Source organism: Marinobacter vulgaris, from assembly GCF_003344045.1.
GTDB classification, from domain to species: Bacteria; Pseudomonadota; Gammaproteobacteria; order Pseudomonadales; family Oleiphilaceae; genus Marinobacter; species Marinobacter vulgaris.
In genome coordinates, this window is the sequence record NZ_QFWX01000006.1 from 309841 (window position 1) to 325030 (window position 15190).

General features: G+C 58.7%; 13 protein-coding genes. 5 read left to right on the forward strand and 8 right to left on the reverse strand.

What is annotated here, in order from left to right:
• Window positions 1-131: 131 nt before the first annotated feature.
• Window positions 132-1478, reverse strand: a complete 1347-nt coding sequence (miaB, locus tag DIT71_RS14905) for a tRNA (N6-isopentenyl adenosine(37)-C2)-methylthiotransferase MiaB (protein ID WP_114614005.1) — start codon at window positions 1476-1478, stop codon at window positions 132-134.
• Between the two features lie 192 nt (window positions 1479-1670).
• Between miaB and trmH the strand changes: the two genes are divergently transcribed.
• Window positions 1671-2408 (forward strand): tRNA (guanosine(18)-2'-O)-methyltransferase TrmH, encoded by a 738-nt coding sequence (gene trmH, locus DIT71_RS14910; protein WP_114614006.1) that lies wholly within the window; start codon window positions 1671-1673, stop codon window positions 2406-2408.
• Between the two features lie 183 nt (window positions 2409-2591).
• Here trmH and DIT71_RS14915 read toward each other — a convergent pair whose 3' ends face one another.
• The 4 genes from DIT71_RS14915 to DIT71_RS14930 form a co-directional block, all read right to left on the reverse strand.
• Window positions 2592-3608: a nucleoid-associated protein gene (locus DIT71_RS14915; protein ID WP_114614007.1), complete on the reverse strand. Its 1017-nt coding sequence runs from the start codon at window positions 3606-3608 to the stop codon at window positions 2592-2594.
• A gap of 275 nt (window positions 3609-3883) precedes the next feature.
• Window positions 3884-5542, reverse strand: coding sequence for a sulfate adenylyltransferase subunit CysN (gene cysN / locus DIT71_RS14920; RefSeq protein ID WP_114614008.1), 1659 nt, complete (start codon window positions 5540-5542; stop codon window positions 3884-3886).
• 1 nt (window position 5543) lies between these two features.
• Complete coding sequence (gene cysD / locus DIT71_RS14925; protein WP_114614009.1) at window positions 5544-6452, reverse strand: sulfate adenylyltransferase subunit CysD; 909 nt, start codon at window positions 6450-6452, stop codon at window positions 5544-5546.
• Between the two features lie 164 nt (window positions 6453-6616).
• Window positions 6617-7171, reverse strand: a complete 555-nt coding sequence (locus DIT71_RS14930; RefSeq protein ID WP_227538151.1) for a PilZ domain-containing protein — start codon at window positions 7169-7171, stop codon at window positions 6617-6619.
• Between the two features lie 189 nt (window positions 7172-7360).
• Between DIT71_RS14930 and rimO the strand changes: the two genes are divergently transcribed.
• The gene (gene rimO / locus DIT71_RS14935) at window positions 7361-8701 is read left to right on the forward strand and encodes a 30S ribosomal protein S12 methylthiotransferase RimO (RefSeq protein ID WP_114614011.1); all 1341 of its coding nucleotides are present in this window, start codon (window positions 7361-7363) and stop codon (window positions 8699-8701) included.
• Between the two features lie 287 nt (window positions 8702-8988).
• Here the strand turns inward: rimO and gatB are convergent, their stop codons facing one another.
• The 3 genes from gatB to gatC all read right to left on the reverse strand — a co-directional run bounded on the left by gatB (window position 8989) and on the right by gatC (window position 12278).
• Window positions 8989-10440, reverse strand: a complete 1452-nt coding sequence (gene gatB, locus DIT71_RS14940) for an Asp-tRNA(Asn)/Glu-tRNA(Gln) amidotransferase subunit GatB (protein WP_114614012.1) — start codon at window positions 10438-10440, stop codon at window positions 8989-8991.
• A gap of 20 nt (window positions 10441-10460) precedes the next feature.
• Complete coding sequence (gene gatA, locus DIT71_RS14945) at window positions 10461-11918, reverse strand: Asp-tRNA(Asn)/Glu-tRNA(Gln) amidotransferase subunit GatA (RefSeq protein ID WP_114614013.1); 1458 nt, start codon at window positions 11916-11918, stop codon at window positions 10461-10463.
• Between the two features lie 72 nt (window positions 11919-11990).
• Entirely contained in the window at window positions 11991-12278 is a 288-nt protein-coding gene (gene gatC, locus DIT71_RS14950; protein ID WP_114614014.1) for an Asp-tRNA(Asn)/Glu-tRNA(Gln) amidotransferase subunit GatC, read from the reverse strand.
• Window positions 12279-12656: 378 nt separating this feature from the next.
• Here gatC and DIT71_RS14955 point away from each other — a divergent pair, with 378 nt between their 5' ends.
• The 3 genes from DIT71_RS14955 (at window position 12657) to mreD (ending at window position 15181) form a co-directional block, all read left to right on the forward strand.
• On the forward strand, window positions 12657-13697 hold the full coding sequence (locus DIT71_RS14955; RefSeq protein ID WP_114614015.1) for a rod shape-determining protein: 1041 nt from the start codon (window positions 12657-12659) through the stop codon (window positions 13695-13697).
• A 153-nt stretch (window positions 13698-13850) separates the two neighbouring features.
• Window positions 13851-14705, forward strand: coding sequence for a rod shape-determining protein MreC (gene mreC / locus DIT71_RS14960; RefSeq protein WP_244312032.1), 855 nt, complete (start codon window positions 13851-13853; stop codon window positions 14703-14705).
• Window positions 14705-15181: a rod shape-determining protein MreD gene (gene mreD, locus DIT71_RS14965; protein ID WP_114614017.1), complete on the forward strand. Its 477-nt coding sequence runs from the start codon at window positions 14705-14707 to the stop codon at window positions 15179-15181. Before mreC ends, mreD begins: the two co-directional genes overlap by 1 nt.
• Window positions 15182-15190: the final 9 nt, after the last annotated feature.

Sequence of the window (15190 nt, forward strand, 5' to 3'; positions counted from 1 at the left end):
AAGGCCCTCCGGCCAGCGTCCTTTACATTCTATTTGCAGGCCCCCATGCACAATTACAAGTAGGTCGGGATAGACGAAGTTGTAATCCACCACTCGCCATTCACCGAAACCCGGACGAATGGGGCCCAATCCTAGAACATCTCCGAACTGACAGGCACACCCCGCAGAGAGTTAGGCATCGCCTCCCGAATCTCCACATCGATAAAGTGCCCTACCACCTCCGGATTTTCATGCCGGAAGTTCACAATACGGTTGTTCTCGGTGCGGCCGGCATACTCGCCCGGGTCCTTCTTGGACAGGCCTGTGACCAGGATGCGCTGGGTTGTGCCAACCATTTTCCGGCTGATGTCCATGGCCTGCTGGTTGATTCGCTCCTGCAGGATGCTCAGGCGCTGTTTCTTCACGTCCATCGGCGTGTCATCCGGCAGGTCCGCCGCCGGGGTGCCGGGTCTGGCGCTGTAGATAAAGCTGAATGACACATCGAAGCCGATATCGTTGATCAGTTTCATGGTGTCTTCAAAGTCCTTCTCGGTCTCTCCCGGAAAGCCGATGATGAAATCCGAGGAAAAACTGATGTCCGGGCGGATCTTGCGCAGGCGGCGGAGTTTGGATTTGTACTCCAGTGCTGTGTGACCGCGCTTCATGGCTGACAGGATGCGATCGGAGCCGCTCTGGACCGGCAGGTGCAGGTGGCTGACAAGTTCCGGCACCTGCTCATAGGCCTCGATCAGCGAGTCCGAGAACTCCACCGGGTGAGAGGTGGTGTAACGGATGCGGTCAATGCCGTCGATGGTGGCGATCACGGACACCAGCTCGGCCATGTCCATGACGTCGCCATCGTGGGTCTCGCCACGGTACGCATTCACGTTCTGGCCCAGCAGGTTTACTTCCCGCACGCCCTGGCCGGCCAGGTGAGCCACTTCCGCGATCACATCATCCACCGGGCGGCTGACTTCTTCACCGCGGGTGTAGGGCACCACGCAGAAGGTGCAATACTTGCTGCAGCCTTCCATGATCGAGACAAACGCGGAGGGGCCGTCGGCGCCGGGGTCTGGCAGGTTGTCGAACTTTTCGATTTCCGGGAAGCTGACGTCCACCACGCCGACACCGTTACCCTTGGCACGCACTTCGGTGATCATGTCCGGCAGGCGGTGCAGGGTTTGCGGGCCGAAGACCATGTCCACAAAGGGCGCCCTGTCGATGATCGCCTGGCCTTCCTGGCTGGCCACGCAGCCGCCTACACCGATGATCAGGTCCGGCTTGCTGTTTTTCAGCTTTTTCCAGCGACCGAGCTGGTGAAACACCTTGTCCTGGGCTTTTTCCCGAATGGAGCAGGTATTGAGCAGCAGAATGTCGGCGTCATCCGGTGAGTCGGTCATTTCGACCGCTTCACCGGAACGCAGCAGGTCTGCCATTCTAGATGAGTCGTACTCGTTCATCTGGCAGCCATGGGTCTTGATGTACAGCTTCTTGGCCATGTGTTTCAACGCTTTTGGTGCATGGTGGTGTATGGTTTGCGCCGGAAGGTCAGTACTGGCGCGCAAAAAAGTCAGCTGGCCATTATAACGGGGTGATCATTCCGCAACCACCTCTGTCTCGGCAATCCTCTAAATCGGCTGTGGTACTATTGGCTTCCTCAATTAATGTGCCAAACCTGATCCCATATAACCATGACCCCCGAACGCCTGACCCGAATCAAACAAACCCTCAATACCCGCCAACCCGACCTCAGCGTCCTCACTGACCAGGTCCACAAACCGCGTAACCTCTCGGCCATCATGCGCTCCTGCGACGCCTTCGGCCTGGCCAACATGCACGTGGTATGGCCGCGGGAAGGCTTTCGCGCATTCCGTAAAACCGCTGGTGGCAGCTATAACTGGGTAACGACCCATACTCATCCATGCATGGATGAAGCCGTGTCGGCGTTAAAAGGGCAGGGGCACAAAATCTACGCCGCACAGCTGTCTGATCGCGCAATAGACTACCGGGAAGCGGATTTCACCGTGCCCTGCACAGTGGTCACGGGCAACGAAGTGGACGGCGTCAGTGACAGCGCCGCCGAACAGGCCGACGAGCACATCGTGATTCCCATGATGGGCATGGTGGAGTCACTGAACGTATCGTCAGCCTGCGCCATTATCCTCGCAGAGGCGCAACGGCAACGAAAACTGGCAGGGCTGTATGACTACCGCCGGCTACCGGACGAAGAGTACAAACGCCTGCTGTTCTGCTGGTGCCAGCCGGTCGTAAAACGCTATTGCGACGACCGCAAGCTTCCCTATCCGCCTATCGACCCGGAAACCGGTGAACTGGTTGATGGCGTAGGCTGGATGCGGGAAGTCCGGAAACTCCGCGCAAACCGCCCAAGATGGACTGATAAAAAAGTCACCATCAACGAATCTGAATAGGGGAGATTAACTTGCATCGCCTAATCGGTCACGGTGTGGGGGTGCATTTTCTGCCGGAAAAAGGTGTCCGAGCGCAGCGAGTTCTTTTTCCAGAAGAAAATGCACCCCCGCGGCGGGGCCAGCCCCAAAGCCACCAGGCCAGAGAGTCTGCCTCAAAACCATCAGGTTGGCGGGCCAGCAACCTCAATCGTCGCGACTTTCCAGATACCGCTGCAACTGCTCCCGCAAAGCCTTCGGCAGCCTGGTAATCGTCAACGCATCGTTGTCACGGTCATAGTAGACCGCCTGATTCACCAGATCGGACGAAAACGATACACTCATGCCGCCACCGGACCCCGCAATCCGCACCAGCTTCTTCACTTTGCGATGATCCGGATGCAACACCCCGCTCTCCGGAAGCTCGGCCGTCTCACTGGCAAACTCCTTGAATCGCTGCGGCTGATCCTCATCCAGATAACCTGACAGCGCCTCGATAGCCACCGGTTCGCCCAGGGCATGCTGCTCCTTGGAAAACTCATAGGCCCGCGCACGAATCTTGCCCGCTTCTTCAGGCTCTGACGACTTGGCAAAGGCTTCCACCGCATCCATGAACGTCAGGGTTTCCTTCTCCACGTCCACCTGATTAGTAAAACCGCACAAGCGGATAAACAGCTCGCCCGGCTCCCCACTGCCACGGGCATGAACCAGCGTCAGGTAATTCTCCCCGGGGTTATCGTTCTGCCAGTCCTCCAGCTCGATACGCACCGCCAGGTTCAGCCGGGACAGGCTGAGCACATCGGTTGTGTCCAGCGACTGCTGGCCATCAAACCGCAGAGCGCTGTCGCTTTCCAGCACCAGCAGATACATTATCTCCCCATCCGCCAGAGCCTCGTGCACCAGCATCAGATGCCCCTCATGCTCCTCCTGACTGCCGTTCAGCAATTCCTGCCACTGGCCGAAAATGCGGTCGGTCAGGGAGGTAAAACTCTGCCTGTCTTCCAGATAATCCTTCAGCCAGGCACTGAATGGCGATTCGCCAATGTCCTCTGAAAAACGCCCGTATTTCTTGCCCGGCTTGCTGTTGAACAGACGCTTCATCTGCTTGTGAAGGGCCTCATAGTCGCCACCGGGCTCGGACAGGGCCTCACCGGGGCGAACCTGTGCCGGTTGTCCGGGCTGGAGCTGGCTGGCGAAGAGGGTGCGGAGGTGTTTGATGGCCATGGAGTTATCGAGTCCTTGCTTGGTAATACGAGAGAGGTTCTGAGGGTAAACCTTCAGGGGGTGGGATTGTAATGGATTTTCGGGGGTTTTAGGGAAGGTTGGAATGGGTGGGATGGTTGATCAGGTGCGATCGGTTCGGGGGTGGGGGTGCCTTTTCTGCCAGAAAAAGGTGTCTGAGCGCAGCGAGTTCTTTTTCCAAAGAAAGGGCACCCCCGCCCCCGAACCAGCCACTAGGCTGCAGACCAAAGGGGCTATCTCAAGGCCGGGCCGCCAGACTATACCCGTTTGTTCCGCATCAGGTCCTGAACCAGCGAATTGACCGCATCGGTGATTTCCTGATCGTCATCCGCAGAAACAGCCGCCGAAGCCACATCGGTGCCCAGATTCACCGCAATGGCAACCAGACCGTGAGCGCTCACCACCTGGGCGACGCGACGACGGTCGTCAGCATCCCCGGCATTGTCCTCGGTCAGCACGACGGACGTCTTACCCTGGTCAAACAAAGCACGCTCAACCGCCAGTGCCAACGCCGAAGCCTTTTTGCCATTACAGGCAATGATGGCCGGTTTCTGAGCCAGGCGGCGCTCACGCTCCTCGCTGGTCACCGGGTCCAGCGACTCAACCGTGCCTGCGGTGCCGGCGATCATGCCCGCGCCAATGGTCACGTTGGTCAGCCGGTCAATTACAATGAAACTGCCGGTGGCGTGGTTACGCGGGTAGGCGTCAAACGCAATGGGCTGGCTCAGGGTCAGCTCGCAAAGGCCAATCTCATTCAGCTGAAGGGCAGCAGGATTGTCGTTCTTCTCCAGCGTATTCACATCGGTCTGGTGATGAATGTTTTTGACCGTCCCGGAGGTAAACGTCGGGCCGAGCTTGATGTCGTAAAGCCGGCCGGTCTCCAGCGGGCCGTCAGTCATCCACACGATATTGGCGGTAAAGCGATTGCCCACTTCCGGCTCGTCCTCGGCCTTCACCAGCATATCGCCGCGGCTGACATCGATTTCGTCGGTTAAGGTCAGCGTCACCGCCTGATCAATGTAGGCTTCTTCCAGATTGCCGTCGAACGTCACCACATCCTTGACGGTGCTGGTGCGCCGCGAGGGCAGGGCCATCACTTTGTCGCCGGGGCGGACTACGCCGGAGGCGATGGTGCCGCAGAAGCCGCGGAAGTTCAGGTTGGGCCGGTTGACGTACTGCACCGGGAAGCGGAAGTGCTCCAGGTTCTTGTCGTGGGAAACCTGGACAGTTTCCAGAATTTCCATCAGTGGCTGGCCCGTGAACCACGGGGTATGCTCGCTTTTGTTGACGACATTGTCCCCCTCAAGGGCAGAAATCGGCACAAAGCGGATGTCCTTCAGGCCCAGCTTGTTGGCGAAGGCCAGGTAGTCATCCTTGATTTCATTGAAGCGTTCTTCACTGTAATCCACCAGATCCATCTTGTTGATGGCCACCACAATGTGGCGGATACCCAGCAGGGACGCAATGTAAGAATGGCGTCGGGTCTGGGTCAGCACCCCGTAACGGGCATCGATCATCAGGATCGCCACCTGGGCGGTCGACGCGCCAGTAGCCATGTTGCGGGTGTACTGTTCATGGCCCGGGGTGTCGGCAATGATGAACTTGCGTTTGTCGGTGGAGAAGTAGCGGTAGGCGACATCAATGGTGATGCCCTGTTCCCGCTCTGCCTGCAGCCCGTCGACCAGTAGAGCCAGGTCCAGCTTCTCGCCGGTAGTGCCCATCTTGGCACTGTCGGTCTTGAGGCTGGCCATGTGATCTTCGTAGATCATCTTGGTGTCGTGGAGCAGGCGCCCAATGAGCGTGCTTTTGCCGTCGTCCACACTGCCGCAGGTCAACAGGCGCAGCAGTTCCTTGTTCTCGTGTTGCTTCAGGTAGGCCTGAATATCTTCGGCAATCAGATCAGACTGGTGTGACATCTTAGAAGTACCCTTCCCGCTTTTTCTGTTCCATGGAGCCTGCCGAATCGTGATCAATCACGCGGCCCTGGCGTTCGGAGCTGGTGGCCAGCAGCATTTCCTGAATGATCTCCGGCAGGGTGTCTGCCTCGGATTCAATGGCGCCGGTCAGCGGGTAGCAGCCCAGGGTGCGGAAACGGATGGACTTCATCTCCGGCTGTTCGCCCTCTTTTAGCGGCATGCGGTCGTCGTCCACCATGATCAGCGTACCGTCGCGCTCAACCACCGGGCGTTTGGCGGAGTAATACAGGGGAACGATCTCGATGTTTTCCAGGTAGATGTACTGCCAGATATCCAGCTCGGTCCAGTTGGACAGCGGGAAAACGCGGATGCTTTCGCCTTTGTTGATCTTGCCGTTGTAGATGTTCCAGAGCTCGGGGCGCTGGTTCTTCGGGTCCCAGCGATGGTATTCATCCCGGAAAGAGTACACCCGCTCCTTGGCGCGGGATTTCTCCTCGTCCCGGCGCGCGCCACCGAAGGCCGCGTCGAACTTGTACTTGTCGAGGGCCTGCTTCAGGGCCTGGGTCTTCATCACGTCGGTGTGTTTGGCGCTTCCGTGTGTGAAGGGCCCGATACCCTGCCTGATGCCATCCTCGTTCTTATGAACAATCAGGTCCAGGCCGTACTCTTTTGCCTTGCGGTCCCGGAATTCAATCATTTCCTTGAATTTCCAGGTGGTGTCGATATGCATCAGCGGGAACGGCAGCTTGCCGGGGTAAAAAGCCTTGCGGGCAAGGTGGAGCATGACCGCGGAGTCCTTGCCGATGGAATAGAGCATGACCGGATTGTCGAACTCAGCGGCGACTTCGCGGATGATGTGAATGCTCTCAGCTTCCAGCTGTTTGAGATGCGTCAGATTGTATGTGGTCATCGTATCCTGTTACCGCTTCTGCGTGCCCCCGGATCAGACGGAGGCTGGGCGTGTGAATGCGATAATGATACCAGATCGGGCCGTGGCATAAGAAGGTGGCCAACTAGAGTTTGCTGCTATAACAATATAGCGTCGAGGTAGCCAGGCGAGTACGGTATTAGGCCTCAGTGCGGGACGTTGGAGAGCAGTTTACTGACGTAATTGTTGACGTACTCGAACCCGTTGCCTTCGAATTCCGCGAACTGAATGCCAAGCTGGAACCGGTCACGGGCAATGCGCCGCATATGAACGATATTGCCGCCGGCGACCACGGAGACTGGTTGCTGGGCGATCACTGGAACTGCGAAGGTGGTCGTGACGTGAATCCAGTTGCCGGGCGCGGGCGTCTTCTGGCCTGGGACAAGTGTTTTGATGGCCTTCTGGTCACACATGACCATTAGGCCGGTACGTGAAATGTTGGAAATTTCACAGTCAAGGCAGCTGCCATCCGCTTTTGCAATGGTGACCTCAGTGGTCACATCAACACGCTGCTGATTCCGAAGGTTTGGCTTGGCGGCAACTGGTTTCATAATGACTCTTCTGGCATCTCTTGTTGTAAAGAAGGCTGCCTTGCCATCGTTCAGTCCTTTTTGAATCTCGACGTTTTTATATTTTTTACACTTGCGATTAGCTCGCTCATAACCTCCTGAAAGTCTAGTTGTTTGTTTCCTGATCAGCAAGCTGCCTGTCGTCAAAGTTGTCAGATTTGTGAACTGGATAGGATCATGGCGTCACCGATTATGACGGCTATCACCACCGGTCAGTCGGAATTACCTGCGCGGGCTCACTGACGGCGGCAGGTCCGCTGGGGTAAACTACCGCCAACATTCACCTGGAGCCGATCAGGGCGCCATGATTCCGTGCAGGTTATGACAGACAAAAATCCTTCCGTTTCCCAGAGTGGCAAAGTAGGCTTTATCAGCCTTGGCTGCCCCAAGGCACTCGTTGACTCAGAGCGCATCCTTACCCAGCTGCGACTGGACGGGTACGACGTGGTGTCAACCTACAACGATGCCGATATTGTTGTGGTCAACACCTGTGGCTTCATCGATGCCGCCAAGCAGGAGTCCCTGGATGCCATCGGCGAGGCCATCAGCGAAAACGGCAAGGTGATTGTCACCGGCTGTATGGGCGTTGAAGCCGACAAAATCCGCGACACCCATCCCGGCGTTCTGGCTGTTTCCGGCCCCCATGCCTACGAGGAAGTGGTTGGTGCGGTGCACCAGTTTGTGCCTCCAAACAAACACCATGACCCCTTCACCGATCTGGTTCCGCCCCAGGGCATCAAGCTGACCCCCCGGCATTACGCCTACCTGAAGATCTCTGAAGGCTGCAACCATCGCTGCACCTTCTGCATCATTCCGTCCATGCGCGGCGATCTGGTCAGCCGGCCCATTGGCGATGTCATGGACGAGGCCCAGCGGCTGGTGGATGCCGGGGTCAAAGAACTGCTGGTGATTTCCCAGGATACCTCCGCCTACGGTGTTGACACCAAATACCGCACCGGCTTCTGGCAGGGTCGCCCGCTGAAAACGAAAATGCAGTCGCTGTGCGAAGCGCTTGGCGAAATGGGCGTCTGGGTCCGCCTCCACTATGTTTATCCTTATCCCCACGTGGACGACATTATCCCGCTGATGGCCGAGGGCAAGATCCTGCCGTACCTGGACATCCCGTTCCAGCACGCGAGCCCGAAAGTACTCAAGGCCATGAAACGCCCGGCCCACGACAGCAAAACCCTGGATCGCATCCGCAAGTGGCGGGACATCTGCCCCGAGCTGACCATCCGCTCCACCTTCATTGTCGGCTTCCCGGGTGAGACCGAAGAGGATTTCCAGCATCTGCTGGACTGGCTGGATGAAGCGCAGCTCGATCGCGTAGGCGCGTTCAAGTACAGCCCGGTGGAAGGTGCCAAAGCCAACGAACTGGAGGGTGCAGTGTCGGAAGAAGTCAAGGAGGAGCGCCTGGCCCGCTTCATGGAGAAACAGGCCGAGATCTCAGCCGCCCGCCTGCAGGCGAAAATTGGCCGGACGATTGATGTGCTGATCGACGAAGTTGACGAGGAAGGCGCTATCGGCCGTTCCAAGGCAGATGCGCCGGAAATTGACGGCATGGTCTACCTCAATGAGGAGACTGATCTGGTGCCGGGGCAGATTGTTCAGGTTGTGGTTGAGCATGCGGATGAGCATGATCTTTGGGGTCGGCTGGTGTGATTGGCCTCACGTTTAGGCCCTAGCCTGGGTATTGCGGAGGAGGGCGTTGGCGGATGCCCCCTCCCAAAAAACGCTACAAGCCCATCCATGGGCGCTTGGGCTCCGCCATCCCTGGCTCCGCACATTTTTGGGAGGGGGGCATCCCCCAACGCTGTTTAGCTCCGAGATAGCGCCAAAGCGTAGCTCGGATTAGGCGAAGCCGTAATCCGATAAATAGGATCGACCGTTAACTCCGAATCCAGGCAGGCTGGGTCCGCAGCCAAACGCCACGCCCCAGTGCCAAAAGGCTACCCCCCAAGCTTCTTAACAAGAATCTCGTTAAACAGCTTAGGATTCCCCTGCCCCTTGGAGGCCTTCATCAGGGGCCCCATGAACCCGCCGAGCATCTTCTTCTGCTTCTTGGGATCGGATTCCTGCTGATACTGGGCTACCTGGTCGGGCATGGAGGCCAGCACTTCATCCACCATCTTCTCTAGCTCCCCGGTATCCGATACCTGCTTCAGGCCCTTGGCGTCGATGATGGCATCGACATTGTCGTTTTCGCCGCTCCACAGGGCCTCGAAGACCTTCTTGGCGCCGGCAGACGAGATGGTGTTGTCGGCAATACGCACCACCAGATCGCCAAGTTGTGCGCCGGAGATCGGCGAGTCGGCAACGGACTTTTCTTCCGCGTTCAGTCGTGCTGAGAATTCGCCCTGGACCCAGTTGGAGGCCAGTTTGGCGTCTTTTCCGCGTTCGGCGGTGGCTTCGAAAAAGGCGGCCAGTTTCGAGTCACTGGCCAGCAGGCCGGCGTCGTAGTCGTTCAGGCCATACTGCTCCTTGAAACGGGTCTTGCGGGCGTCCGGTAGTTCCGGGAGGCTGTTGCGGGCTTCGTCGATAAACGCATCGTCGATTTCCACCGGTAGCAGGTCCGGGCAGGGGAAGTAGCGGTAGTCGTTGGCTTCTTCCTTGGTGCGCATGGAGCGGGACTCGTCGCGGTCGCCATTGTAGAGCCGGGTTTCCTGCACGATGGTGCCGCCCTCTTCAAGAATATCCATCTGCCGCTCCACTTCGTGGGCGATGGCCTGCTCCATGAAACGGAACGAGTTGAGGTTCTTGGTCTCGGTGCGGGTGCCCAGGGTCTCGGAGCCTTTCGGCTTGAGGGAAATATTGACGTCAAACCGCATGGAGCCCTGGGACATGTCGCCGTCGCAGATGCCCAGTGACGTCACGATACCGTGGAGCTTCCGGGCACAGGCTACGGCTTCGTCCGCGTTGGCCATGTCCGGTTCGGTGACCACTTCGATCAGCGGTGTGCCGGCACGGTTGAGGTCAATGCCTGTCATGCCGTGGAAGTCTTCATGGAGAGACTTGCCGGCGTCTTCTTCCAGGTGAGCGTGATGAATGCGCACCCGTTTGGTATCGCCGCTGGCCAGGTCAATATCCACGTAGCCGGGGCCCACAATCGGGCGCTCCAGCTGGGTGGTCTGGTAGCCCTTGGGCAGGTCCGGATAGAAATAGTTCTTGCGCTCGAACACCGAGCGGCGTTCGATCTCGGCGTTTACCGCCAGGCCGAACATCACGGCGTAGCGGAATGCCTGCTCGTTGGGCACCGGCAGGGTGCCCGGCATCGCCAGGTCCACGGCGTTCGCCTGGGTGTTGGGCTCAGCGCCATAGGCGGTGCTGGAGCCGGAAAAAATCTTGGTGCGGGTGGCGAGCTGAACGTGAATTTCCAGCCCGATCACAATGTCCCACTGCATAGTCATTCTCCTGTCCGGGCTTATTGCGGTTCACGCTGGTGCCAGTCGGTCACCTGCTGGAACTGATGGGCTGCATTGAGCAGACGCGCCTCGGAGAAATAGTCCCCGATAATCTGCAGGCCGACCGGCAAGCCGTCCACGAAACCGGCCGGCACCGACATGGCCGGAATGCCTGCCAGGTTGATGGCGACGGTAAACACGTCCTCCAGGTACATAGTGACCGGGTCGTCGGATTTCTCGCCCTGCTTAAAGGCCGGGGAAGGGGTGGTAGGGCTCATCAGCACATCCACCTCCCTGAAGGCGTCGATGAAATCCTGCTGGATCAGCCTGCGCACCTTCTGGGCCTTGAGGTAATAGGCATCAAAATAGCCCGCGGACAGGGCGTAGGTACCTACCAAAATCCGGCGTTTCACCTCAGCGCCAAAACCTTCGGCCCGGGTGCGGGTGTACATGTCCAGCAGGTCCTTCGGATCCGCGCAGCGGTAACCATAGCGGGCGCCATCAAACCGGGACAGGTTGGCGGAGGCCTCGGCCGGGGCAATCACGTAATAGGCGGCAATGGCAAGATTGGCGTGGGGTAGCGACACCTCCTTTACCGTTGCCCCCAGCTTTTCATATTCGCGGATGGCGGAACGAACCTCTTCCTCCACGGCGCCGTTGAGATCGCCGGCAAAGTATTCCCTCGGCAGGCCAATGCGCAGGCCTTTCAGGGGCTCGTCGAGCGTTGCGGTGTAGTCTGGCACCGGCCGGTCTAGGGAGGTGGAGTCCCTGGGGTCAAACCCGGCCATTACATTCAGCATCAGCGCGTTGTCTTCGGCGGTACGTGCCATGGTGCCGCCCTGGTCTAGGCTTGAGGCAAAGGCAATCATGCCGTAACGGGAGACCCGGCCATAGGTCGGTTTCAGCCCGGTTACGCCGCACAATGCCGATGGCTGGCGGATGGAACCACCGGTATCCGTCGCCGTCGCCGCCGGCACCAGTCGCGCCGCAACGGCGGCCGCCGAGCCGCCGGAAGAGCCGCCGGGTACGCGTTTCTCGCCCTTGCCCAGGCCCCAGGGATTGGTTGTTGCACCAAAATGACTGGATTCGGTAGACGAGCCCATGGCGAATTCGTCCATGTTGGTCTTGCCGAGACACACCGCCCCCGCCTTGCGAAAGTTCTCCGTCACCGTGGCGTCGTAGGGGGGCACAAAGTTGGCCAGCATCTTCGACCCGCAGGTCGTCGCCACTCCGTTGGTGCAGAAAATGTCCTTGTGGGCAAACGGCACCCCGGTCCACGGCGTGGCTTTGCCCGCCGCTCGCTGCTCGTCCGCCGCATGGGCATCCGCCAGGGCCTGATCTTCGGTGATGGTAATAAAACTGTTGAGCTGCTCGTCCTCCTGCTTGAGGTGGCCCAGGAACTGCCGGGTCAGCTCCACACTGGAAATCTTGCCGCTTTCCAGCTCGCGCGCGAGCTCTGCTACGGATTTGTCATGCATGATACGTCCTGCTTACGTCGCTGTTCGTCAGGTTACTCAGTTCACTCGATCCCTTTAATCCCGCAGTGCCCTTTATTCAATCACCCGGGGCACGAGATAAAGACCGTTTTCAGTGGCAGGTGCAATCGCCTGGAAAGCCTCCCGCTGATTGGTCTCCGTCACCTCATCCGGGCGCAGGCGCTGCACTGCATTCAACGGATGGGCCATGGGCTCCACCGCATCGGTATCCGCCGCACTGAGCTGGTCCACCAGATCCAGAATGTTGCCCAGATCCTTCTCCAGCGCCGAAACCTGCGCCTCATCCACTCGAATACGAGCCAGAACAGCGACTTTTTCAATGTCCTCACGGGAAATGGTCACATTGCCTCCCAGTAATATGAAGTTTCAGTAATTTGCAGGTCTCACTGACCGGCGGGTGTCTAAATATTGCAACAGGTACGAGGGTGCTTGGGAGGCTGCTTTCCAAAACTGTGCGGAGCCATGGATGGCGGAGCCCAAGCGCCACAGGGACGTGCTTGAGCGTGTTTTGGAAAGCGGTCTCTCAAGCGCCCATGCACCCAAGTCAAAAATAAAAGCGCATGGTAACAGATTCGAACAATCGCGGGAGGGGCCAAAACAAAGGCGCAAGTGTGAAAGACCCCGCGGGAGCCCCGATGGTGCCTTGCCTGCAGGGGTGCTCGCTGCTAAAGTTGCCGCATCATTTTTTGCGACTGCAACTCTCAGGTTGAAACTACACGAATGTTGAAAAGACTCAGAGGCTTATTTTCCAGCGACCTGTCCATCGACCTGGGCACCGCCAACACCCTTATTTACGTACGCGAACGCGGCATAGTACTTAACGAGCCTTCGGTAGTAGCCATCCGCACCCACGGATCCCAGAAAATGGTTGCAGCCGTCGGTGCCGAAGCCAAGCGCATGCTGGGCCGGACGCCAGGCAACATCACCGCCATCCGTCCCATGAAAGACGGCGTGATCGCAGACTTTGTGGTCACCGAAAAGATGCTCCAGCACTTCATTCATAAAGTGCACGAAAACAGCTTCATTACGCCCAGCCCCCGGGTCCTGGTCTGCGTGCCCAGCAAATCCACCCAGGTGGAACGCAAGGCCATCCGCGAATCGGCCCTGGGTGCCGGCGCCAGGGAAGTCTTCCTGATTGAAGAGCCCATGGCGGCCGCTATCGGTGCCGGTCTGCCGGTCGAGGAGGCCAGCGGCTCCATGATTGTCGACATCGGTGGTGGTACGACCGAAATTGCCATCATCTCCCTGAACGGCATTGTCTACGCCGAGTCTGTGCGAACCGGTGGTGACAAATTCGACGAGGCCATCGTGACTTATGTACGTCGCAACTACGGCAGCCTGATTGGCGATTCCACCGCCGAGCGCATCAAGCATGAAATCGGCTGTGCCTACGAAGGCCTGGATATCCGCGAGATCGATGTGCGCGGCCGCAACCTGGCCGAGGGCGTTCCCCGTGCCTTTACCCTGAACAGCGAGGAAATCCTGGACGCTCTGCAGGAGTCTCTGGCCCAGATCGTTCAGACCGTGAAGAGCGCCCTCGAGCAATCGCCGCCGGAACTGGCGTCCGACATTGCCGAGAGAGGCATCGTGCTGACCGGTGGCGGGGCGCTGCTGCGGGGGCTGGACAAACTGATCAGCGAGGAAACCGGCCTGCCGGTGATCATTGCCGAAGACCCGCTTACCTGTGTCGCCCGTGGTGGCGGCAAGGCGCTGGAAGTGATTGACCGGGGTGGAATCGGAATGTTCTTCCAGGAGGGCTGACCTTGACCCCGGCTTTACGCCCCGACAATGCCTCAACCCGGCCGCCGCTCGTGAAAACTCACGGCGGCGGTTGTCGTATGGACACCTGCAGAGGTTGCAGGAGGGTGCGCCATTAAAACCATCTTTGTGCAGGGTCCCGTTCCCGGTTTGCGGTTGCTGCTGATCATCGTGTTGTCGGCAGTGCTGATCGTGGCCGACAGCCGCTTTAACCAGGTTACCGAGATCCGCAGCGCCATCGGTACGGGTCTGGCACCTGTTCACTGGCTGGGCAATGCGCCCTCTGAGCTCAGCGACTGGGTTGCCGGCCTGTTCACCTCCAAGGATGAACTCCAGGCGGAGAACGAAGAACTCCGGGCACGTCTACTGATACTCGAACGCCGCGCTCTCAAATACGCCGCCCTGGCGTCGGAGAACAACGAACTGCGCAGATTGATGAACTCCTCGGAAGTGCTTGATGACCGGGTCATCGTTGGCGAAGTCGTCGCCGTTTCCCCGGATCCGTTTTCCCATGAAGTGGTGATTAACAGGGGCAGCCGGGATGGTGTTGAAGTCGGTCAGGCGATTCTGGACGCCAACGGGCTGATGGGGCAGGTCCAGCAGACCAGCAGCTTTACCTCCCGGGTGCTGCTGGTGTCCGACAGCAGCCATGCGGTCCCCGTAGAGGTGGTCCGCAACGGCTTGCGGGCTATTCTTCTGGGCAACGGCGACACGGATTCCCTGGAGCTGGTGCACGTGCCCGACACCGCCGATATCCGGGAGGGCGATCTGCTGGTCAGCTCGGGCCTTGGCGGACGCTTTCCCAAGGGATATCCGGTTGCTGAAGTCGACAGGATCACCAAAGAGCAGGGCGAGCCCTTTGTGAAAATCGAGGCAACGCCGTTGGCGAAGCTGAACAAGAGCCGGTTACTTCTGGTTGTATTCTCGCCGGAACAGGAGGCCACTGACCAGGCTCAGGAAACCGCCCCTGCAACCGGGGCCGATGTGCCCGAACAGGACGAGGTGCGCTGATGCTGTCGGTGATCAGTTATCCCGTCTTCGCATTCAGCATCGTGCTGGCCCTGGTGCTCAGCAGTTCGCTGTTCCCGGTGGAGTGGTTCGAATTCCGCCCGGAATGGCTGGGGTTGATGGTGTTTTACTGGACCTTCCGCGCGCCCGCACAGTTCGGCATTCTGCTGGCCTGGTGCCTGGGGCTGTTGCTGGATGTTCTGGAAGCCACTCCGTTGGGGGTCAATGCCCTGGGTATGGGCGTCATTGCGTTTCTGGTGCTGACGATCCACCAGCGCCTTCGCATGTATCCCATGCCGCAACAGTGCCTGATGGTGTTTCTGCTGCTGGGGATCAACCAGATGCTGGTACATTTCATCAAGCAGATCCTGGGCGCGGATGACTCCGGCTTCAGTTATCTCTGGCCGGCGCTGACCAGCGCGATTGTCTGGCCCATCGTCTGCGTCGTGCTGGACAACCTCAACCGGAAACTGGGATAAGGGAGGTTC